Source organism: Serratia silvae (genome assembly GCF_023282985.1).
Classification (GTDB): Bacteria; Pseudomonadota; Gammaproteobacteria; order Enterobacterales; family Enterobacteriaceae; genus Chania; species Chania silvae.
The window spans coordinates 49,034-70,822 of the sequence record NZ_JAGQDC010000012.1 but is presented as its reverse complement, the minus strand read 5'-3'; the positions used below and the strand labels follow the sequence as shown (position 1 = coordinate 70,822).

Here is a 21,789-nt window from a genome sequence, read left to right as displayed (position 1 = left end):
TATGGTTAAGCACGACAGTAAAGACCCCCTGATGCTGGCACGCCAGCTGCCGAACAAATCCGTCGCCCTGATATTGGCAGGCGGCCGTGGCTCGCGTTTGAAAGATTTAACCTCTACCCGCGCCAAGCCAGCCGTCCACTTTGGTGGCAAGTACCGCATCATCGATTTTGCCATGTCCAATTGCCTGAACTCAGGGATCCGTCGCATGGGGGTGATCACTCAGTATCATTCCCATACGCTGGTGCAGCATATTCAGCGTGGCTGGTCGTTCCTCAATGAAGAGATGAACGAGTTTGTCGATCTGCTGCCAGCCCAACAGCGTCTCAGCACCGAACACTGGTACAAAGGTACCGCGGATGCGGTCTACCAGAACCTGGACATCATTCGCCGCTATGAGGCGGAATACGTGGTGATCTTGGCGGGCGATCATATTTATAAAATGGACTACTCGCGCATGCTGATCGACCACGTCGAGAAAGGGGCGCAGTGCACGGTTGCCTGTATTCCCGTACCGCGCAAGGAAGCCAGCGAGTTTGGCGTGATGAAGGTGGACGACAATGATCTGATCCTCGAGTTCCTGGAGAAACCGGCCGATCCGCCAGCCATGCCAGGTAACCCGGATATGTCACTGGCCAGCATGGGTATCTATATCTTCAACGCCAGCTACCTCTACCAACTGCTGGAAGAAGATATGTCGATCCCAGGTTCCTCCCACGATTTCGGCAAGGATCTGATCCCCAAAATTACCGCGCAAGGTGCTGCCTGGGCGCATCCGTTTACTATTTCCTGCGTGGGATGTGGTCCGGATCTACCACCGTATTGGCGTGATGTCGGGACTTTGGAAGCCTACTGGCGGGCTAACCTCGATCTGGCTTCGGTGACGCCTGAGCTAGATATGTACGACCGTTCCTGGCCGATCCGCACCTATATGGAGCCGTTGCCGCCGGCCAAATTTGTGCAAGACCGTTCCGGCAGCCACGGCATGACCATGAACTCGCTGGTGGCTGGCGGGTGCATTGTCTCCGGTTCGGTGGTGGTGCATTCGGTGCTGTTCTCTAAGGTGCGGGTGAACTCCTTCTGCACAATCGACTCTTCTGTATTACTGCCCGACGTAAACGTTGGCCGCTCCTGCCGCCTGCGCCGCTGCATTATCGATCGCGCCTGCCATATTCCAGAAGGCATGGTGATTGGTGAAAACGCCGAGGAAGACAGCAAGCGTTTTTACCGCTCGGAAGAGGGGATCGTGCTGGTGACGCGCGAAATGTTGGCAAAACTGTAGTCATTCCGGCCAGAACCTTGGGCGCGGCACGCCACGCCCCTTATCTCCGTAAAGACGTTTTTACCGAATTTCAGGAGTGATAATGCAGGTTTTACACGTATGTTCCGAGATGTTCCCGCTGCTTAAAACCGGCGGGCTTGCAGACGTGGTTGGCGCATTACCGACGGCGCAGATTGCCGCAGGAGCTGATGCTCGGGTGCTATTACCGGCTTTTCCTGACGTGCGCAACGGTATCCCGGACACGGTACTGGTTGCCGAGATCGACTCTTTTGCCGGGCGCGTAGGCCTGCGTTATGGCACCTATCATGGCGTGGGCGTTTACCTGATCGATGCCCCTTGGCTGTATGACCGGCCGGGCAGCCCGTACCACGATCAGTCGATGTACGCCTACCCGGACAACCACCGCCGTTTTGCCTTGCTGGGCTGGATCGCCTGCGAGTTGGCGAAGGGGTTGGATCATTACTGGCGGCCAAAACTGGTCCATGCTCACGATTGGCATGCTGGCTTGGCCTGCGCCTATCTGGCGGCTAATGGCCACCCGGCACGTTCAATCTTCACCGTACACAATCTGGCCTATCAGGGGCTATTCTCCGCCCACCATATGGCGGAGCTGTGGTTGCCATCGTCATTCTTGAATATTTATGGCCTGGAGTTTTATGGTCAGATGTCTTTCCTGAAGGCTGGTCTGTACTACGCCGACCATATCACCGCCGTCAGCCCGACCTATGCGCGTGAAATCACCCAGCCGGAGTTTGGTTACGGGATGGAAGGGTTGCTCCAGGAGCGGCAGCGGCAGGGGAGATTGAGCGGCATTCTCAACGGTGTTGATGACAAGATTTGGGACCCGTCACACGATGCGCGCCTGGCGGCACGCTATGACGCCGACAGCCTGAAAAACAAGGCCAAGAACAAGGTTCATCTGCAAAAAGCCATGGGGCTGCAGGTGGATGAATCGTTGCCACTGTTTGCGGTGGTCAGCCGTTTGACCAACCAGAAAGGGTTGGATTTGGTGCTGGAAGCCCTGCCAGCCTTGTTGGATCAAGGGGGGCAATTGGTGGTGTTGGGGGCGGGTGACGCGGTATTGCAGCAGGCTTTCCTGGCAGCTGCGGCCGATTATCCAGAACAGGTCGGCGTGCAGATTGGCTACCACGATGCTTTTTCCCACCGCATTATCGGCGGTGCGGACGTGATCCTGGTGCCCAGCCGCTTTGAGCCTTGCGGGTTAACACAGCTTTATGGCCTGAAATATGGCACGTTGCCGCTGGTGCGCCGCACCGGTGGGTTGGCAGATACGGTGGTGGACTGTGCGCTGGAGAACCTGGCCGACGGCACTGCCAGCGGGTTTGTGTTTGATGATTGTGATGCTGTTGCCCTTGGCAATGCCATTCGGCGTGCTCTGGTGCTGTGGAGCAGGCCGAGACATTGGCAGCACGTACAACGCCACGCCATGAGTCTGGATTTTGGCTGGCAAGTCGCGGCAAAGGAATATTTGTCGCTCTATCAACGCTTGTCGTAATCACGTACTTGGGATTGAATTACTATGACTTCACCGTTTAGTTACACCTCACCCACGGTCAGTGTTGAAGCGCTGAAACATTCCATCGCCTATAAACTGATGTTTATTGTCGGTAAGGATCCGGCTATTGCCACCCAGCACGACTGGCTTAACGCTGTGCTGTTTGCGGTGCGCGACAGGATGGTGGAACGTTGGTTGCGATCTAATCGCGCCCAGCTTTCGCAAGATGTTCGGCAGGTGTATTACCTGTCGATGGAGTTTCTGCTTGGTCGTACGCTGTCGAATGCGCTGTTATCGATGGGAATTTACCAGGATATTGAGGACGCACTCGATGAGATGGGTCTTAACCTGAGTGAACTGCTTGAGGAAGAGAACGATCCTGGCCTGGGCAATGGCGGCCTGGGGCGGTTGGCTGCCTGCTTCCTGGATTCGTTGGCCACGCTGGCGCTGCCTGGCCGGGGCTACGGTATCCGCTACGAATATGGCATGTTCAAGCAGAACATCGTCGATGGCCAACAGATGGAGTCGCCGGATTATTGGCTGGAATACGGCAACCCGTGGGAATTCCCGCGCCACAATACCCGCTATAAAGTGCGCTTTGGCGGCCGTGTTCAGCAGGAAGGGGCGAAGGCCCGCTGGGTGGAAACCGAAGAGATTATCGCCATTGCCTACGATCAGGTGATCCCGGGCTTTGATACCGATGCTACCAACACGCTGCGTTTGTGGAGCGCTCAGGCCAGTAATGAAATCAACCTGGGTAAATTCAACCAGGGGGATTATTTTGCCGCGGTGGAAGATAAAAACCACTCCGAGAATGTCTCGCGCGTGCTCTATCCCGATGACTCCACCTATTCCGGGCGTGAACTGCGCCTGCGGCAGGAGTATTTCCTGGTTTCAGCCACCACCCAGGACATCCTCAACCGCCATTGGACGATGCACAAAACCTTCGACAATCTGGCCGACAAGATTGCCATTCACCTCAACGATACCCACCCGGTGTTGTCGATCCCTGAGCTGATGCATCTGCTGATTGATGAGCACAATTTCAGCTGGCTGGATGCCTGGACTGTGGTGGAAAAGGTGTTCTCCTATACCAACCACACCTTGATGAGCGAAGCGCTGGAAACCTGGCCGGTCGATATGCTGGGCAAGATCCTGCCGCGCCACCTGCAGCTGATTTTCGAAATCAACGATCATTTCCTCAAGCAGGTACAGCAAGTGGTGCCGGGCGATAATCAATTGCTGGCACGGGTCTCCATCATTGATGAAACCAACGGGCGCAGGGTGCGGATGGCGTGGCTGGCAGTGGTCGCCAGCCATAAGGTGAATGGCGTCTCGGCACTGCACTCCGAACTGATGGTACAGTCCCTGTTTGCTGATTTTGCCCGCGTATTCCCCGATCGCTTCTGCAATAAAACCAACGGGGTAACGCCGCGCCGCTGGCTGGGGTTGGCTAACCGGCCACTATCCAAAGTGCTGGATGACAGCATCGGTCATAACTGGCGTACCGATCTCAGCCAGCTCGGTGAAATCAAAGCGAACGCGGATTACCCGAGCTTCTTGCAGGCCGTGCAGGCTGCCAAACGGCAGAACAAAGAGCGGCTGGCGGCGTATATCGCGAAAAAGCTCAACGTGGTGGTGGATCCCGACGCGCTGTTCGACGTACAGATCAAGCGGATCCACGAATATAAGCGGCAACTGCTGAACGTATTGCATGTGATCACGCGTTATAACCGTCTGTTGCAAGATCCCGATGCTAAACGCGTGCCGCGCGTGGTGATCTTCGGGGGTAAAGCCGCTTCGGCCTACTATGCTGCTAAACAGATCATCCACTTGATCAACGACGTGGCGAAGGTGATCAACAACGATCCGCGAGTGCATGATGATTTGAAGGTGGTGTTTATCCCTAACTACGGGGTGAGCTTGGCCCAGATGATCATTCCGGCTGCCGATCTCTCCGAGCAGATCTCGCTGGCGGGGACCGAGGCGTCGGGCACCAGTAATATGAAGTTTGCTCTCAACGGTGCCTTGACCATAGGTACGCTGGACGGGGCCAACGTCGAAATGCTGGAACACGTGGGTGAAGATAATATCTTTATCTTTGGCAATACCGCCGATCAGGTGGAAGCGTTGCGCCGCGATGGGTATAACCCACGTCAGTATTACGAGCAGGATGAAGAGCTGCATCTGGCGCTGACGCAGATCGCTACCGGTGTGTTCAGCCCCGAAGAGCCTAAGCGTTACAGCAGCCTGTTCGATTCACTGGTCAATCTCGGCGACCACTATCAACTGTTGGCCGACTATCGTAGCTATGTGGATACGCAGGATAAGGTGGATGAGGTATATCTCAATCAGGACGACTGGACCAAGCGTGCGATACTCAATATCGCCAATATGGGCTATTTCTCTTCCGACCGGACGATTCAGGAGTACGCGGATGAGATTTGGAATATCAAACCGATAAAGCTGTAATTGCCAAGGGCCGGATCACCGGCCCTTGAATTTAACTTGTTGCGTCCCGTATGCCGTAGGGGCGCTGCATACTGCGCCCGTCTACTCACACCTCAATCAAGACGCTAATGACAACGCTTTTGGTTTGGCATTTTCTGCCAGCCAGGTTTTCACCCGTGCCTGCTGCTCTTCGCTGAGCCACATCCCCAGTTTGGTACGACGCCACAGGGCATCATCCAGCTCGACAACCCACTCTTTCTCTACCAGATAACGCAGTTCAGCTTCGTACAGGTCATGGCCGAAGTCTTCCCCCAAATCGTTCAGGCTATTGGCATTGGCCAGGATCATTTCGCTGTGGCTGCCGTAGGTGCGGGCGTAACGACGAGCCAGGGACTCCGTCATCCAACCGTGCTGACGGCGTAGTTTAGCGGCATAGCTGTCGCGATCACCGTCAATGTTGCCCCCTGGTAGGGAACCGTTTTTGGTCCACGCCGGGCCACAGCCAGGATAGTAGTGAGCCAACTTTTCCATCGCATGTTCGGCCAGCTTGCGGTAGGTGGTGAGTTTGCCTCCGAACACGGAAAGCAGCGGGGCTTTGCCCTGCTCGTCATGCACATCCAGCGTATAGTCGCGGGTCACGGCTTGCGGTGAGTCAGATTCATCATCACACAGCGGGCGCACGCCGGAGTAGGTCCAGACGATATCATCACGGCCCAGCTGTTTTTTGAAGTGGTCGTTATACACCTTCAACAGATAGTCGATTTCGTTATCGTCGATCTTCACGTCTTTCGGATCGCCATGGTATTCCACGTCGGTGGTGCCGATGATGGAGAACTCATCCAACCACGGGATGACAAACACGATACGGTGATCTTCGTTCTGCAAGATATAAGACTGGGGCTGATTGTGTGCCCTAGGTACCACGATATGGCTGCCTTTGATCAGGCGGATACCGTAAGGAGACTTGAGCTTCAGGCCATCGTCGAAGAAGTGTTTTACCCATGGGCCGGTAGCGTTCACCAGGCCTTTGGCGCGCCAGGTGAAGGTTTTTCCGCTGTCGACATCGGTGGCTTCTACCATCCACAGGCCATTTTCACGCCAGGCGCGGGTCACTTTGGTGCGGGTGCGAACTTCGCCACCGCGTTCAGTTACGGCTTGGGCGTTAAGCACGACCAGGCGCGCATCGTCTACCCAGCAGTCAGAATATTCGAAACCGCGCTTTAATTCCGGCTTCAGGACGGACTCTGGTCCAAAGCGCAAACCTTTACTGCCTGGCAGGCTGGTGCGTTTACCCAAATGATCGTACAGGAACAAGCCAATGCGGATCATCCAGGCCGGGCGCAGATGGGGCTGATGCGGCAGGCGGAAACGCATGGGGAAGGCGATGTGCGGTGCCAGTTTCAGCAGCACTTCGCGTTCGGCCAGCGCTTCGCTGACCAGACGGAATTCGTAGTGTTCCAGGTAGCGTAAGCCACCATGGATCAGTTTTGAACTGGCGGAAGACGTAGCACAGGCCAAGTCTTGCGCTTCCAGTAGCAGAACGGATAGCCCCCGCCCGGCAGCATCGGCTGCGATGCCAGCACCGTTGATACCGCCACCGATAACGATCAAGTCTTTGGTTTCCACGTTCACTTCCTCCAGGTGTTCGAAATAGCTCTTTTATGTTCGTTTTCGCTCATTATTGTAATCGGAAACCAACAAACAAGCCAAGAGTTAACCAAACAAAAACATTCTTGCGTGATAGAGGTAACAGTTTGGTGATAGTAGGTATACAAATAACAGGGGTATTGGTTCTGCGAAAGCTGCGGCATAGGCCCCTCACCCCAACCTTCTCCCACAGGGAGAGGGAGCTGCAACGGTGCTGTGTTTGGAGGAAGTGGCATTTTGACTGGTCAGAACGAGGGCGTTAAGCCAGTGCGGAGGTAGGGCGCAGGAGCTAATCTGTGGCGCGTTAGGTCCCCTCTCCCGCAGGGAGAGGGCTAGGGTGAGGGGCGATCAGCAGAGTTCCAACTGCACGTCGTATTGCTCGATAATCTTCATCACGCTAGGTGGCGGAGCCTGATCGGTAAACAGATAGTCAATCAGGTTCATGTTCCCCAGGTTCACCATCGCGTTACGGCCAAACTTGGAGTGGTCGGTAACCAGCATCACGCAGCGGGAGTTTTCGATAATCGCGCGTTTGGTTCTCACTTCGTGATAGTCGAATTCGAGCAATGAGCCATCCATATCGATGCCGCTGATGCCGAGAATGCCGAAATCAAGGCGGAACTGGGAGATAAAGTCCAGCGTGGCTTCGCCCATGATACCGCCATCACGGGTACGGACTTCGCCACCGGCCAGGATCAAACGGAAATCCTCCTTGGCGGTGAGCAGGGTGGCCACGTTCAGGTTGTTGGTGACGACCCGTAGATTTTTATGGCCCATCAACGCGTGGGCTACCGCCTCCGGCGTGGTACCGATATCGATAAACAGCGTGGCGCCATCAGGAATTTGGCTGGCCACGCGCTGGGCTATGCGGGCTTTCTCTTCCGACCACATCACCTTGCGATCGTGATAAGCGGTATTTACCGAACTGGAAGGTAGCGCAGCCCCACCGTGGTGACGCTGTATTTTGTTCTGATCGGCCAGGTCGTTTAAATCACGGCGAATGGTTTGCGGGCTGACGGCAAAATGCTCGACCAGCTCTTCCGTACTGACATATCCCTGTAGGCGCACCAACTCGATAATTGCGTCATGACGCTGTGTTTGCTTCACGATAATCCCCTAATACACCGATGTGCCTGGTTGTTATTGTTCGTTGTGCGCGCGATGCCGCGTATCCCAGAATGCCATTAATAACCCTATCACTAAACCGGCAACGTGTGCCGCATTGGCGATCGACATTCCTAAAATATCGAAATAACCGGCCACCAGCCAGAGCGCGGAAAAGACCATTAAGCCCCGTGGCAGGTTCAAACCGCGTTCCGGTGCGCGTTCTCCGCTTAGCCAGACGTAGCCCATCAGCGCGTAAACTACCCCGGAAAGCCCGCCGAACAGCGCACCGCTGAACAACGACTGCGCCCAGCCGCTGAAGAAGGCCGACACCACGGCGATCACAAACAGCTTGCCGGTGCCGAGGCGTTTTTCCAGCGGACCACCAAGATACCACCACCACATCAGGTTAAAGGTAATGTGCAGCAGCGAGAAATGCAGAAACGCATGGCTGACCCAGCGCCACAGCTGGCCATATTGCGAGCTGTTTTGCGGCCAGGAGAGCCAGAACATGACGGTATCATCACCCAGCATCTGCATCAGGATGTAGATCAGAATACACAGGCTCATCACCGTAAGCGTCAGCGGGCCGGCTTTGCTGCGGATGATTTGCAGGTAAGAAAACGGTTGATACTGTAGACCGGCATCGGTGCTGCCTGCCTGCCAACTGGCGGCCTGATAGCGGCGGTTGAGCGGATCGAGCAGGAACGGTTGCAGTTCGTGTTGCACCTGCTCCAGATGAGCCTCGTCCGCCAGCCAGATTTCGGCTGTATCGCCCGTGGTGCGGACTTCAAGTACAACCCCCTGCGTTGCCATATAATCGACAAAGGCCTGCGCCAGGCGAGGGTTGGATACGGCGATCACTCGAACCATAGGTATTCCGTCTAAGTAGATGACTTTGGCCACGGGCAAAACCGCCGATGGCATTGGCGGCTGATTATACCGTTGAAATCCTGAGCACAGGGAAGAGATCTGACAAAAACAGTGCTGAATTCAGTAATTGGCCACCCGGAAAGGCGGCCCAAAGAGGATTAGGCGGAGGTTTCAACGTCCTGTGGGAACTGGCGGGCCCAGGCCTCAAAGCCGCCATCAATACTGTAGACCGCGTCAAACCCCTGATGCAGCAGATACTGCGCGGCACTGCGGCTGCTGTTGCCGTGATAGCACATGACCATCACCGGGCGATCGAACTCGTTTTGCAGCATAAATGCGGACAGGGTGGCATTGGTCAGATGAAAAGCACCTGGCGTATGCCCAGCCTCAAAGCTTTGTGGATCGCGGATATCAACCAGCGCGGCGCTACCGTCTTTCAGGCGTTGGTGTGCTTGCACAACGTCTATCGTTTCAAACTGTTCCATAACTGCAAAATACCGGGTAATGGGGGAATGCCGGTATTGTATCCAACATTGGCCGGATTTAGACCAGAGCAATAGCAGGGTCTTTATACCCGTCATCTTTCAAGCTGGCCGCTTTAGCGCATCCATGCGCTTGCGGTATTCATACATCCCCGTACAGCACAGCGTTGTTACCAGCGATAGCTCACACCCAAGGTGCCGCCGTAATCCTGGTAGCTGTTGGCTCCCATGGTGATCCCGCCCTCAAACCACAGCTGCATGTTGTAAGTGCTAGGCGAATGTAGGCCTAACTTCACCTCAAACAGATCATCCAGAGAGTTGGATTCTACCCGCGTATCATTAAAGTTAACCGCGTTCTTGCCACTATTATGCCACCAGTTGGTGGCGAGATACGCGGTAGTATAATCGTCTTGATCGCTGTACCAGCGAATACCGACGCGAGAGGTGACGTTCGGCACATCGGCCTGATGAATATAGACACCCGCTGGATCCCGATAATTATCGGTATCGAAGCGGTTATAAATAATCTGCAGCTGTGGCTCGATAATCAACTCGAGTGCAGAAAAAGGCTGCAAGGCATAGCCGGTTTCCAGTGAGGCGCTAAAGCCGGTGCTGTCATAATTCTGCTTACCTTGGGCATAGGTCACGCTGTTGCTAAACCAGGCATATTGCAGCCAGGAATCCACATATGCCCCGGAGTGCTTTTTCTTATCCTGATACCAGGTGCTGTAAGCGCCGATAGAATAGCCGTCGACCTTGCCTTCGGATGAGCTGGTGGCGTTGTTAGCACTGCTCTTGGCGTGGCCGTAGCCGGTCATCAGGCCTGCCGTCCACTCCTCTTTATTGTTATCCAAGGCCAACAAATCCCCGCCAAGCATAAAGACCTGGCGATCCATATCGACGGGTACACCGTTATCGCCCGCGCTCAGATCCTTGCTGTGATAACCCGACAGCCGCATCCAGAATTGACTATCGCCTGGCGCGGTCTTTCTTTGGTGCAGGGTATGAGAAAATAGCGTTGACGCGGCCACCTGATTACCCAGATAAACTCCGGCATCGGGCCGATAACTATAATCAATGAGGGTATCCGTGCTCGCCATGGCCGGAGAGGTAGTCAGATAAATCCCGACCGCAATGAGTGTTTTCCTGTTTATTGGCACAATCCCAACTCCATGTGGAAATTTGCCGCAATAGTACCCAGATGAAACGATAAAGTCATGAGAAAATGGAGGGGCTTCGCATTAACTCTGGGTTTAATGGATGATCTATTTATTAGGTTGATGTGTTGGGGGTTATATATTTCCTAATTTATAGATGTCATTCTGGGAAAATATTCCCAGGATGACAAAAATATAGAGCAAGGCAGCGGAGTAAAGGTTAAACCAGTTGTACATCCACCCCTTGCAGGCGCAGTTGCTCGACTATCGCCGGATCGGCATCGCGCCCGGTAATGACGATATCGATCTGCTCGGTGCGGCTGAACAGCATACCCGCTCGTTGGCCAACCTTGCTGCTGTCGACCAGCACCACCAGTTTCCCCACGTAGTTGAGCATCTTCTGCTCGGCCATGGCGGTGAGCATATCGGTTTTATATAGCCCGTCGCTGGTGAGGCCGATACCGCTGGTAAACATCCAGTGCCCGGCATACAGGGTGGCATCGCCATCTTGGGGAGCCAGGGTGATCGACTGGCTTTTATTATACTGGCCGCCCATGATCACCACGCTTTCGTGTTCACGTTCGATCAGATAGTTGGCCAGCGGCAGGTAGTTGGTGATCACCTGCACTTCTTTACCGCACATCTCACGCCCGAGCAGGAACGCAGTGGAGCCGCAGTTGATCACCACGCTCTCTCCCGCCTGGCAAAGTTGTGCGGCCGCTTTGGCGATACGCATCTTCTCATCCAGATGCTGAGTCTGATGGATATTGAGCGGCGTCCAGGTGGGGCGTGGGGTGCTGGTGGCTTCGGCACCGTTACGCACCTTGCGTAGCTTACCGGTCTCATTGAGCTTATTGATGTCGCGGCGCGCCGTTGCTGGTGAGATCTCGAAGGCGCTAATCACATCGGCCACGGAGATTTGCCCCTTACGCTGTAAGAGATCGAGAATGGCATTATGGCGCTGTGATTCGGTCATGCTGGCTCCGTCGGGAAATGAGAACGTTACCCCGTCGTCAGGGGATATTCCGTGATTATATGCGCACCTGCTGACGATTTGAATCATCGGTGTGCAGAAGTGCGCATAAAGCTGCAATGGCATCACGTTCTCATGCTTAACCGTTACAGGAAGGATTTAAACGGCAGATCCGGCTCAAGAGTAAAGCAATCGTCAAAGCCGCGTGGATAATGGTATTCAAAGTTGTCTTTATCCAGCGGCCAGGTGAATTTCCCCCCCACCTGCCAGATAAACGGCTTGAAGCCATATTTCAGCCGGTCCTTTTTCATTTCCCACAGCACGCGGATTTCCTGCGGATCGGCCTGAAAGTTCGACCAAATATCATGATGGAACGGGATCACCACCTTGGCATTCAGGGATTCTGCCATGCGCAGAATATCGGCGCTGGTCATTTTATCGGTGATGCCGCGTGGGTTTTCGCCATAGGACCCGAGCGCTACGTCGATCTGGTGATCGTTACCGTGCTTGGCGTAATAGTTGGAGTAGTGGGAGTCCCCGCTGTGGTAAAGATTGCCGCCAGGGGTCTTGAACAGGTAGTTGACAGCCCGCTGATCCATGCCGTCTGGCAGCATGCCCGCCGCTTTTTGCTCCACCGGCAAGGTGATCAGCGCCGTGCGGTCGAACGCATCCAGCGCGTGGATTTCCACATCTTTGATTTTGATGACATCGCCAGGTTTTACCACAATGCAGCGCTCTGCCGGTACGCCCCAGCCGAGCCAGATATCCACACAGCTCTGCGGCCCGATGAAGGGCACGTTGGCGGCACAGTTTTGCATCACTGCGGCGGCGACGTTGACGTCGATATGGTCGTTATGATCGTGAGTGGCCAGTACGGCATCAATCTGCCTGATGGCAAAGGGATCGAGGACGAACGGGGTGGTGCGCAGATTGGGCTGTAGCTTCTTCACCCCGGCCATGCGCTGCATCTGGTGGCCGGTTTTCATCAGCGGGTTAGCGTGGCTCTGCTTGCCGGTACCGCACCAGAAATCGACGCACAGATTGGCATTTTCCTCTGATTTTAACCAGATACCGGTACATCCCAGCCACCACATGGCGAAGGTGCCAGGGGCAACCTGCTCTTGCTCAATCTCTTCATTCAGCCAGGAACCCCATTCCGGAAAGGTGTTCAGGATCCAGGATTCGCGGGTGATGGTAGTGACTTTACTCATGATTCGTTCCTCATCATCAGGGCGTTTTGTATCATATTAAATCACAATAAGTCATTTTATGATTGGTTGTGATTTGTTTTACTGAATCTAGCACCGTTTATTTATTCTGACAACCGGTGTTTAGTCGCTTTAAATCGGGCCTTTTACCCCAGGTTTTCGGCTTGGTGCTCAACGCCTCATTCATTAACTTGTATTTAATTCAATGGGTAATGGAATGGTCATCAATCCAGATCGTTGAATGTACAAATTTTTACCCTATAACTTGAGAGGTTGTTCACAAATAATCATTTATGATCTTTTGGTGATTCACTGTGATTGCTATGGTTAGCTTATCCCTGCGTTATGGTGACGCGTTGGCCTGGCGACCAGCGGCGTTCCCTACGGCGCATAAACGCTACATGGAGAGCCGTATGGAAACCCTCTACACCATCTTCACCGTCTTTTTTAATCAGGTGATGACCAATGCCCCGTTGTTACTGGGGCTGGTCACACTGCTGGGCTATCTGTTGTTGCGCAAAAGCGCGGCAGTGATCATCAAAGGCACCATCAAAACCATCATCGGTTTTATGCTGTTGCAGGCAGGTTCCGGCATCCTGACCGGCACCTTCAAACCGGTGGTGGCCAAACTTTCCGAGGTTTATGGCATCAACGGTGCCATCTCAGACACCTATGCCTCAATGATGGCAACCATTGAACGGATGGGGGATGCCTACAGCTGGGTGGGCTATGCGGTGCTGCTGGCACTGGCGCTGAATATTGTTTATGTCTTGCTGCGGCGCATCACCGGCATCCGCACCATCATGCTGACGGGCCATATCATGTTCCAGCAGGTGGGGCTGATCGCGGTGTTCTTCTACATCTTGGGTTACGACATGTGGACCACCATTTTGTGTAGCGCCCTGATCGCCTCGCTGTATTGGGGGATCACCTCCAACATGATGTTCAAGCCAACCCAGTCGGTGACAGAAAACAGCGGATTCTCCATCGGTCACCAACAGCAGTTTGCTTCCTGGGTGGCCTATAAGGTGGCGCCTTACCTCGGTAAAAAAGAGGACAGCGTAGAGGATCTCAAACTACCCGGCTGGCTCAATATCTTCCATGACAACATTGTTTCTACCGCCATCGTAATGACGGTGTTCTTCGGCATCATTCTCTGTTCCTTCGGGCTCGATACCCTGCAGCAGATGGCGGGTAAAACCCATTGGACGATCTACATCCTGCAAACCGGCCTGATGTTTGCCGTCGCTATCTTCATCATCGTGCAGGGGGTGCGGATGTTCGTTGCCGAACTGACCGAAGCCTTCAACGGCATTTCCCAACGCCTGATCCCTGGAGCGGTGCTGGCCATCGATTGCGCCGCTATTTACAGCTTTGCTCCTAATGCGGTGGTGTGGGGCTTTATGTGGGGCACCGTGGGGCAGTTGATCGCCGTGGGCGTACTGCTGGCGATTGGCTCTTCCATCATGATCATTCCCGGTTTTATCCCGATGTTCTTCTCCAACGCCACCATCGGCGTGTTTGCCAACCATTTCGGCGGCTGGCGTGCGGCGATGAAGATTTGCCTGGTGATGGGAATGATCGAAATCTTTGGCTGCGTATGGGCCATCAAACTGACCGGGCTAAGTGCCTGGATGGGGATGGCGGACTGGTCAATTCTGGCACCGCCGCTGATGCAGGGCCTGAGCTTCGGCCTGTGGTTTATGGGTGTGGTGGTGGTTATTGCGCTGTTGTACATGTTCTTTGCCGGGCGCACGTTGCGCGCGGAAGAGGATGCGGAAAAACAACTTACTGAATCGGCTTCAAACTAACTGGAGAGCACAAGCATGACGGTACGAATTCTAGCGGTATGCGGTTGTGGGCAAGGCAGTTCCATGATCATGAAAATGAAAGTCGACCAGTTCCTCACCCAGCAAGGCGTCGATCATACGGTAAACAGTTGCGCGGTGGGGGAATACAAATCCGAACTGAGCGGCGCCGACATCATTATTGCCTCTACCCACGTAGCGGATGAAATCATTGTCAGCGGCAATAAGTATGTGGTGGGAGTACGCAATATGCTGTCTGCCGCCGATTTTGGTCCCAAGCTGATGGACGTGATCGGCGCTCATTTCCCCAAAGACATCAAGTGAGGCAATGGCAATGAAGCTGAGTGATTCGCTGGCGCATAACAAGTCGATTTTGTTGCAGGCCGAGGCGCAAGACTGGCAGCAAGCGGTAAAAATAGGCGTCGACCTGTTGGTGGAAGCCGGTGTGGTAGAACCGCGCTATTTCAACGCCATTCTGGCCGGTGTTGAGCAGTTTGGCCCGTACTTTGTCTTGGCCCCGGGGCTGGCCATGCCCCACGGCAGGCCGGAGGAAGGGGTGTTAAAAACCGGCTTTGCTCTGGTCACGCTGAAAACGCCGGTCTGCTTTGGCGATGAGGACAACGACCCAATCGATATCTTGATCACCATGGCGGCGGTGGATGCGAAAACGCATCAAGAGGTCGGCATCCTGCAGGTGGTTAATCTGTTTGAGGATGAGACCAACTTTGATCGCCTGCGGGCCTGCCGCACACCCCAGCAGGTACTGGATCTGATTAACCTGACTTCTGCCGCAGCGGCAGCCCACTAAGGAGAGCAAGCAAGATGGCAAATACTTTACCGATGTTACAGGTCGCGCTGGATAACCAGTCAATGGATGACGCCTACCGTACCACGCGCCTGATCGCCAATGAGGTCGATATTATCGAGGTTGGCACCATTTTGTGCGTGGCCGAAGGGGTTCGTGCGGTACGCGATCTGAAGGCGCTTTATCCAGACCGCATCGTGCTGGCGGATGCCAAAATCGCCGACGCCGGCAAGATCCTCTCGCGCATGTGCTTTGAGGCCAATGCGGACTGGGTGACGGTGATCTGCTGTGCCGATATCAACACCACCAAAGGGGCGCTGGCGGTAGCCAAAGAGTTTAACGGCGATGTGCAGATTGAACTGACCGGTTTCTGGACCTGGGAGCAGGCACAAGAATGGCGTGACGCGGGGATCCAACAAGTGGTTTACCACCGCAGCCGCGATGCGCAGGCTGCCGGGGTGGCATGGAGCGATGCGGATATCACCGCCATCAAACGCCTTACCAACATGGGCTTCAAGGTGACCGTTACCGGTGGTTTAGCCCTGGAAGATTTGCCGTTGTTCAAGGGCATTCCTATTCATGTGTTTATTGCTGGTCGCAGCATTCGCGATGCCGCCGATCCTGTGGCCGCCGCCCGCGAGTTCAAACGTGCCATCGCCCAACTGTGGGGATGACACAAATCCTCACCGGGTTCACTATATTCCCCTCTTCTACGGTGTTTAGTATGGAGGGGGGAACGGTCCCTGGCTTAACCCCATGAAAACTAGGCCCCATAGCCCATCATTTTCAGCAACTGCTGAGCCTGCTGCACCGCTTCCTGCCGATGTGCGACCCCCAGTTTCTGGTACAAATTACGGATATGGGTTTTGATGGTGGTGGCTGCCACGGCCAGCTCCCCAGCGATCTGATCGTTGCTGTAACCGGAATAAATCAGGCCCAGCACCTGCCATTCACGCTGCGTCAGCGGGCTGGTGCGGATCAGCTCCGGCACTTGCGGGTGAGTGAGCAGCTTATCGACGAAGTTCTCGTCAAAATGGGCGAACTTGTGCCGATGATGCTGGTTGATATCGCGCAGAATGCGCTGGGCGCGATGCTGTTCCATCTCCGGCAGCGTGTTGAGCTGGATCAGTTGACGCAGTTGCTGCGCCATGGCTTCTCCCTCGATCACAAAGTGGCTGATAAACCCGGTACGGTTGGCCAGCGAAAGTGATTCTATCAGCACGCGCTGGGCATCCACTTTGCGATCCATCTGCCAGTAGAGTTGGTTACTGAGCAGCAGGTTACGGTTGAGATCGCTCACCAACCGCAGGCGGCGGGCATTTTCGTTCAGCTCGTCTAACACCACTTCGGCTTCTTCGTACTGCCCAAGCAGGATTTGCACGCGGGCGATATTACGCCATTGCCCCTGCATAAAGTGGTTGTTGGCCATCCCCGGTTTTTCGGTATGGCGTAGCCAATTGGCCGCTGCGGCGGTATCCCCGGTCATCTGCCAGTGGATCACCCTTGGTTTATCGGCGTTGGTTAGCCAGTCTCGGTGATACTGCGAGCCGTGCAGCAGGACTTCGCTGCGTAGCAGGTGAGCATTGGCATTATCCAGGTCGCCACGCGCCAGCGAGCATTTCGCCAACATCGCCAGGCATTGCAACTGTTGCTGCGGCTGGTAGTTAGCCAATACCTTCAACCCTTCACGTGCCGCCTCTTCGGCTTCGTCCAACCGTGACCACGACCAGAGCACCTGTGAGCGGATGCGCAGCAGGAATTCGTGCATCGGTAACTGCTCCAGATGTTGTTCACGCACCAGTTCGAAGGCCTTATCCTGCGTTTCATAGGCGGCTTGCAGGAACCCTTGCGCGATCAGAATTTCGCTCTGTTGCAACAGTGCCCACAGCGCATAGTGGTAAGCCTGATGGCGGCGAGCCATCTGTTCGGTCTGCTGCATCATGGGCAGCGCCCGTGCCAGCTCCCCTTTGCAGTGGTGAACCTCACCGGTGACCGAGGTAGCCACAATACGGCTGTAATAGCTGGATAGCGGTAGGAACTTCAGTGCCTCGGTAGCCAGGCGTTCGGCTTCTTCCGGTTTACCGGCATTGATCGCCACCTGAGCACGCAGCGCGTCAAATTCAGCATGCAGAGTCTGGTCAATGACGATCTTTTGCTGGAGCATGGCCTGTTCGGCACGTTCCAGCTGGGTGTTTACTTCGCTGTAACGGTGCTGACTTTGTGCCAGCCAGGCTTGCAGCAGTGCCAGTTTCGGGTTCTGGATCAGCCGTTCGTACGGTAGGGCATTCAGACACTCCTCCAGCAAGGCCAGTTCGCTGTGATGGAATAATGACCAGGCATGTTGCAACAGGATATCGCGTAACATGCTGACATCGCTGGCTGCCAACGCATGGTGAATGGCTTCCGCCGGGTACCCGAGCGCCAGCCAACCTTCCGCCGCCGCATGGTGCAGGCCTGGCAGTTCCAGCGCCAATTCCCACTGGCAACGCTGGCGCAGGAACGAGGCAAACAGCGGATGGAAACAGAACCATTCGCCGGTGTCGTCCATACGGTGAATAAACAGGCCCTGGCGCTCAAGTTCTTCCAGGCGCTGCTGGCCGTTGTCTTCCCCGGTCAGGCGAACGATTAACGCATCGTTCATCGAACGCAGTACCGAGCAGCGCAACAGGAACGCGCGGGCATCGGCATCGACGCGATCCAGCACCTCATCCACCAGATAGTCGGACAGATGGCTGGCATTCAGCCCGGCCAGGCGCTTGGCCGATTGCTGAACGGAAGAGGTGGACTGGCGGGCGGAGAGAGCGATTAGTTGCAAGGCGGTTGCCCACCCCTCCACTTCGTCACACAGACGGCTGCTGTCATTGTGCTCCAGCGGGGAAGTGAGGCGGCAATCAAAGAACTGTTTAGCCTCCTGATGATTAAAAGCCAATTGGCGCGTGCTCAGCTCTAACAACTGATCGCGTACGCGAAGATTGGCGATCCCCAGGGGAGGCAGGGTGCGGGAAAGGATCAGCAGCGTCAGATTTTCCGGCTGGTGGCGCAGGAAGAAACGCATCGCTTCATGGATCTGGTCATTGGTGATCAGGTGGTAATCGTCGATCACCAGGTACAGCGGTTGGTGCCAGTCGGACAGCTCGATAAACAGCTGAGCAAACAGCGCCGAAAGGTTGGCATATTGGTGTTTCTGGCTTAATGCCTCGCTTTTCACGCAGTGGCCAGCGGTGGCCTGTTGCAGCGCGGCGATCAGGTAGCTGGCGAAGCGCTCCGGCTGGTTGTCGCTCTCGTCCAGGGAGTACCACCCCAGATCTGATTTGCCTGCGGCCCATTGTGCCACCAGCGTGGTCTTACCGTATCCTGCCGGGCAATTGACCAAAGTCAGGCGATAGTTCGCCGCACCTGCCAGCTTTGCCAGTAGGCGATCGCGAACCACGGTATTTTGCAGCCGTACCGGACGGCTCAGTTTTGATGGGATCAGCATAATATTCCAGGTGTAAAGTGCGGTTCCCGCCGCCGAAGGACTGCCCGAAGAAATTCATCTCACCGTGTTCCTGTCTCGGGACCGGGTTGAGTTAATTATTTTGTAGCTCGTAATTAATCCCCCTCTTTAACTTCGAACATCGTCAACGTTAATGCAACAAGCTTGCGCTTTGGCTTGAAGGTAAATTGCTATCGATCACACTTTTTTATGTTTGCCCCCGGTTCCGCTCTAACCGCGCTTTACATCGCGTCTGATTACCCCCAGAAATTACCCTGCTTTTCGGCTGTTTGTGGACAAGTACAAAACTTCATCAACTATCATAACTGTGCTAACGTCGCAAGATTTGCCGTCTATTTTATGCTCACCGGTGATATCGATGGGTTTTCTTTACCGCACGCAAGAGGGTTAAAAAGTGCCTGAGATCACAGTTTCAGCTACGCCCCAATCCTCCTCCCCAGCTAATCCCCAGGCGGGATGATGCCATTGCGGGTTCTCCCCGGCACGATAGTGGAAAAATTGGCCCATTTACTACCCAATTGGAACTCAAGCTGTCGCTTGAAGGACAACGGGTACACCGGATAGAGAGTTTTACCTATGTCACAGCCTATGCTCAAAAAGGACGTTTTTCTGGCTGCACTGACTCGTCAGTGGCAGCGTTTTGGCCTCAGCTCCGCACAGCAGATGACCCAGCATCAATGGTGGGAGGCGGTCAGTGCTGCTCTAGCCGAACAGCTGGCCGCGCAGCCTGCGCCGCGTAAAAGCAGCAAGTCGTTGCGCCATGTGAACTATATCTCGATGGAATTCCTGATTGGCCGCCTGACCGCCAACAACCTGATCAACCTTGGCTGGTATGACGCCGTGGAAGCCGCGTTGGCAGAGCAGGATGTCAAACTGGCAGATCTGTTGGAACAGGAAACCGATCCGGCGTTAGGTAACGGTGGGCTGGGGCGTTTAGCCGCTTGCTTCCTGGATTCGATGGCCACGGTGGAGCAACCGGCTACCGGTTATGGGCTGAACTATCAATACGGGCTGTTTCGTCAGTCGTTCAAAGAAGGCCATCAGCAAGAGGCACCGGATAACTGGCAGCGCGAGAGCTACCCATGGTTCCGCCATAATGCTGCGCTGGCGGTGGATGTCGGGATTGGTGGCAAGATAGAGAAACTGGCCGATGGCCGTGAGCTGTGGCACCCGGAGTTTACCCTGCGTGGGGAAGCTTGGGATCTGCCGGTGCTGGGTTTCCGTAACGGGGTCACCCAGCCGCTGCGCCTGTGGCAGGCAACGCATACTCATCCATTCGATCTGGGGGATTTCAACGACGGCAAATTCCTGCAGGCGGAAAAGCAGGGTGTTGAAGCCGCCAAGCTGACCAAGGTGCTCTATCCGAATGACAACCATCAGGCTGGCAAACGCCTGCGCCTGATGCAGCAGTATTTCCAGTGTGCCTGCTCGGTGGCCGATATTCTGCGTAAACACCATCTGGCCGGGCGCAAGATTGAAGAGTTGCCGAAGTATGAAGTTATCCAACTCAACGACACCCACCCAACTATCGCCATTCCAGAACTGCTGCGTATCCTGCTCGATGAGCACCAACTGGATTGGGATGCGGCCTGGGCGATCACCAGCAAGACCTTTGCCTATACCAACCACACCCTGATGCCGGAAGCCCTGGAGTGCTGGGATGAGAAACTGGTCCGCAGCCTGCTGCCGCGCCACTTCGCCATCATCAAGCAGATCAACGCCAACTTTAAGCGGTTGGTAGACCAACACTGGCCGGGCGATGAGGCGGTGTGGGCCAAGCTGGCAGTACACCACAACAAGCAGGTACGCATGGCCAACCTGTGCGTGGTCAGCGGCTTTGCGGTGAACGGTGTGGCCCAGCTGCACTCGGATCTGGTGGTAAAAGATCTGTTCCCGGAATATCACCAGCTGTGGCCGAACAAGTTCCACAACGTCACCAACGGTATTACGCCGCGCCGCTGGCTCAAGCAGTGTAACCCAGCATTGTCAGGTCTGATCGATACCACCCTGAAAGTCGAGTGGGCCAACGATCTTGATGCGCTGAAGGGGCTGGAAAAATACGCCGAAGACGCCGCATTCCGCGAGAAATATCAGCAGATCAAGCGTGATAACAAGGTGATCCTGGCCAACTACGTGCACAGCGTAATGGGGCTGACGCTCAATCCAGACGCAATCTTCGACGTGCAGATCAAACGCCTGCACGAATACAAGCGCCAGCACCTGAACCTGCTGCATATTCTTTCGCTGTATCGCCAACTGCGGGATAACCCGAACCTGGACATCGTGCCACGCGTATTCCTGTTTGGTGCCAAAGCCGCGCCGGGCTACTACCTGGCGAAGAACATCATCTATGCGATCAACCAGGCGGCAGAGAAGATCAATAACGATCCGATCGTCAAGGATCGCCTGAAAGTGGCCTTCATCCCTGATTACCGCGTTTCCGTCGCTGAACTGATGATCCCGGCGGCGGACATTTCCGAGCAGATCTCCACCGCTGGTAAAGAAGCTTCAGGCACCGGCAATATGAAGTTGGCGCTGAACGGCGCACTGACCGTTGGTACGCTGGACGGAGCCAACGTCGAGATCGCCGAGCAGGTCGGCGAGGACAACATCTTTATTTTCGGCAACACCGTGGAGCAGGTTAAAGCGTTGTTGGCCAAGGGTTATGATCCGTTGAGCTATCGCAAGAAAGACAAGCACCTGAAGGCTATCCTGGACGAACTGGCCAGCGGCGCATTCAGCCATGGGGACAAGCACGCTTTCGATATGATGCTGCATAGCCTGTTGGAAGGTGGCGATCCGTATCTGGTGCTGGCGGACTTCGCTTCCTACTGCGAAGCTCAACGGCAGGTAGACAAACTGTATCGTGACCGCGACGAATGGACGCGCCGCACTATCCTTAACACCGCGCGCGTAGGCATGTTCAGCTCGGATCGTTCGATCCGTGACTATCAGCAACGCATTTGGCAAGCCAAGCGTTAAGGAGTGCG

General features: G+C 55.0%; 16 protein-coding genes. 8 read left to right on the top strand and 8 right to left on the bottom strand.

From position 1 onward, the window contains the following. Position 1 precedes the first annotated feature (1 nt). From glgC to glgP, 3 genes are all read left to right on the top strand, one after another. On the top strand, positions 2 to 1,279 hold the full coding sequence (glgC, locus tag KAJ71_RS15180) for a glucose-1-phosphate adenylyltransferase (protein WP_248946511.1): 1,278 nt from the start codon (positions 2 to 4) through the stop codon (positions 1,277 to 1,279). An 82-nt stretch (positions 1,280 to 1,361) separates the two neighbouring features. Next, positions 1,362 to 2,795, top strand: coding sequence for a glycogen synthase GlgA (glgA, locus tag KAJ71_RS15175; protein WP_248946510.1), 1,434 nt, complete (start codon positions 1,362 to 1,364; stop codon positions 2,793 to 2,795). A 24-nt stretch (positions 2,796 to 2,819) separates the two neighbouring features. Continuing rightward, the gene (gene glgP / locus KAJ71_RS15170) at positions 2,820 to 5,267 is read left to right on the top strand and encodes a glycogen phosphorylase (RefSeq protein WP_248946509.1); all 2,448 of its coding nucleotides are present in this window, start codon (positions 2,820 to 2,822) and stop codon (positions 5,265 to 5,267) included. Between the two features lie 96 nt (positions 5,268 to 5,363). On the opposite strand, the gene glpD is transcribed toward glgP, so the two are convergent. From glpD to ulaG, 7 genes are all read right to left on the bottom strand, one after another. Beyond that, positions 5,364 to 6,872, bottom strand: a complete 1,509-nt coding sequence (gene glpD, locus KAJ71_RS15165; protein WP_248946508.1) for a glycerol-3-phosphate dehydrogenase — start codon at positions 6,870 to 6,872, stop codon at positions 5,364 to 5,366. A 369-nt stretch (positions 6,873 to 7,241) separates the two neighbouring features. Then, a complete protein-coding gene (locus KAJ71_RS15160) occupies positions 7,242 to 8,000 on the bottom strand; it encodes a DeoR/GlpR family transcriptional regulator (RefSeq protein ID WP_021181740.1) in 759 nt (252 codons plus the stop codon). Positions 8,001 to 8,033: 33 nt separating this feature from the next. Further along, positions 8,034 to 8,870, bottom strand: coding sequence for a rhomboid family intramembrane serine protease GlpG (glpG, locus tag KAJ71_RS15155; RefSeq protein ID WP_248946507.1), 837 nt, complete (start codon positions 8,868 to 8,870; stop codon positions 8,034 to 8,036). A 158-nt stretch (positions 8,871 to 9,028) separates the two neighbouring features. Next, complete coding sequence (glpE, locus tag KAJ71_RS15150) at positions 9,029 to 9,355, bottom strand: thiosulfate sulfurtransferase GlpE (RefSeq protein ID WP_248946506.1); 327 nt, start codon at positions 9,353 to 9,355, stop codon at positions 9,029 to 9,031. Between the two features lie 167 nt (positions 9,356 to 9,522). Beyond that, positions 9,523 to 10,512, bottom strand: coding sequence for an autotransporter family protein (locus KAJ71_RS15145; protein WP_248946505.1), 990 nt, complete (start codon positions 10,510 to 10,512; stop codon positions 9,523 to 9,525). 217 nt (positions 10,513 to 10,729) lie between these two features. Next, on the bottom strand, positions 10,730 to 11,485 hold the full coding sequence (ulaR, locus tag KAJ71_RS15140) for an HTH-type transcriptional regulator UlaR (protein ID WP_024527599.1): 756 nt from the start codon (positions 11,483 to 11,485) through the stop codon (positions 10,730 to 10,732). 143 nt (positions 11,486 to 11,628) lie between these two features. Then, the gene (ulaG, locus tag KAJ71_RS15135; RefSeq protein WP_248946504.1) at positions 11,629 to 12,693 is read right to left on the bottom strand and encodes an L-ascorbate 6-phosphate lactonase; all 1,065 of its coding nucleotides are present in this window, start codon (positions 12,691 to 12,693) and stop codon (positions 11,629 to 11,631) included. A gap of 410 nt (positions 12,694 to 13,103) precedes the next feature. On the opposite strand from ulaG, the gene KAJ71_RS15130 reads away from it, so the two are divergent. The 4 genes from KAJ71_RS15130 to KAJ71_RS15115 are packed head-to-tail and all read left to right on the top strand — an operon-like array spanning position 13,104 to position 15,977. Beyond that, the gene (locus KAJ71_RS15130) at positions 13,104 to 14,501 is read left to right on the top strand and encodes a PTS ascorbate-specific subunit IIBC (RefSeq protein ID WP_248946578.1); all 1,398 of its coding nucleotides are present in this window, start codon (positions 13,104 to 13,106) and stop codon (positions 14,499 to 14,501) included. A 15-nt stretch (positions 14,502 to 14,516) separates the two neighbouring features. Next, a complete protein-coding gene (ulaB, locus tag KAJ71_RS15125; RefSeq protein ID WP_248946503.1) occupies positions 14,517 to 14,822 on the top strand; it encodes a PTS ascorbate transporter subunit IIB in 306 nt (101 codons plus the stop codon). A 10-nt stretch (positions 14,823 to 14,832) separates the two neighbouring features. Further along, on the top strand, positions 14,833 to 15,306 hold the full coding sequence (ulaC, locus tag KAJ71_RS15120; protein WP_248946502.1) for a PTS ascorbate transporter subunit IIA: 474 nt from the start codon (positions 14,833 to 14,835) through the stop codon (positions 15,304 to 15,306). A gap of 14 nt (positions 15,307 to 15,320) precedes the next feature. Next, a complete protein-coding gene (locus KAJ71_RS15115; protein WP_248946501.1) occupies positions 15,321 to 15,977 on the top strand; it encodes a 3-keto-L-gulonate-6-phosphate decarboxylase UlaD in 657 nt (218 codons plus the stop codon). Positions 15,978 to 16,066: 89 nt separating this feature from the next. Here KAJ71_RS15115 and malT read toward each other — a convergent pair whose 3' ends face one another. After that, complete coding sequence (gene malT / locus KAJ71_RS15110) at positions 16,067 to 18,781, bottom strand: HTH-type transcriptional regulator MalT (RefSeq protein ID WP_248946500.1); 2,715 nt, start codon at positions 18,779 to 18,781, stop codon at positions 16,067 to 16,069. 594 nt (positions 18,782 to 19,375) lie between these two features. Between malT and malP the strand changes: the two genes are divergently transcribed. Beyond that, positions 19,376 to 21,781 (top strand): maltodextrin phosphorylase, encoded by a 2,406-nt coding sequence (gene malP, locus KAJ71_RS15105; protein WP_248946499.1) that lies wholly within the window; start codon positions 19,376 to 19,378, stop codon positions 21,779 to 21,781. Positions 21,782 to 21,789 lie beyond the last annotated feature (8 nt).

Excerpts from the sequence above, each read along its gene's own strand:
- glgP (WP_248946509.1), top strand. The coding sequence starts at position 2,820 with ATGACTTCACCGTTTAGTTACACCTCACCCACGGTCAGTGTTGAAGCG.
- KAJ71_RS15115 (WP_248946501.1), top strand. The coding sequence starts at position 15,321 with ATGGCAAATACTTTACCGATGTTACAGGTCGCGCTGGATAACCAGTCA.
- ulaC (WP_248946502.1), top strand. The coding sequence starts at position 14,833 with ATGAAGCTGAGTGATTCGCTGGCGCATAACAAGTCGATTTTGTTGCAG.
- glgA (WP_248946510.1), top strand. The coding sequence starts at position 1,362 with ATGCAGGTTTTACACGTATGTTCCGAGATGTTCCCGCTGCTTAAAACC.
- ulaG (WP_248946504.1), bottom strand. The coding sequence starts at position 12,693 with ATGAGTAAAGTCACTACCATCACCCGCGAATCCTGGATCCTGAACACC.
- malT (WP_248946500.1), bottom strand. The coding sequence starts at position 18,781 with ATGCTGATCCCATCAAAACTGAGCCGTCCGGTACGGCTGCAAAATACC.
- KAJ71_RS15130 (WP_248946578.1), top strand. The coding sequence starts at position 13,104 with ATGGAAACCCTCTACACCATCTTCACCGTCTTTTTTAATCAGGTGATG.
- ulaR (WP_024527599.1), bottom strand. The coding sequence starts at position 11,485 with ATGACCGAATCACAGCGCCATAATGCCATTCTCGATCTCTTACAGCGT.
- ulaB (WP_248946503.1), top strand. The coding sequence starts at position 14,517 with ATGACGGTACGAATTCTAGCGGTATGCGGTTGTGGGCAAGGCAGTTCC.
- glpG (WP_248946507.1), bottom strand. The coding sequence starts at position 8,870 with ATGGTTCGAGTGATCGCCGTATCCAACCCTCGCCTGGCGCAGGCCTTT.
- glgC (WP_248946511.1), top strand. The coding sequence starts at position 2 with ATGGTTAAGCACGACAGTAAAGACCCCCTGATGCTGGCACGCCAGCTG.
- glpE (WP_248946506.1), bottom strand. The coding sequence starts at position 9,355 with ATGGAACAGTTTGAAACGATAGACGTTGTGCAAGCACACCAACGCCTG.
- malP (WP_248946499.1), top strand. The coding sequence starts at position 19,376 with ATGTCACAGCCTATGCTCAAAAAGGACGTTTTTCTGGCTGCACTGACT.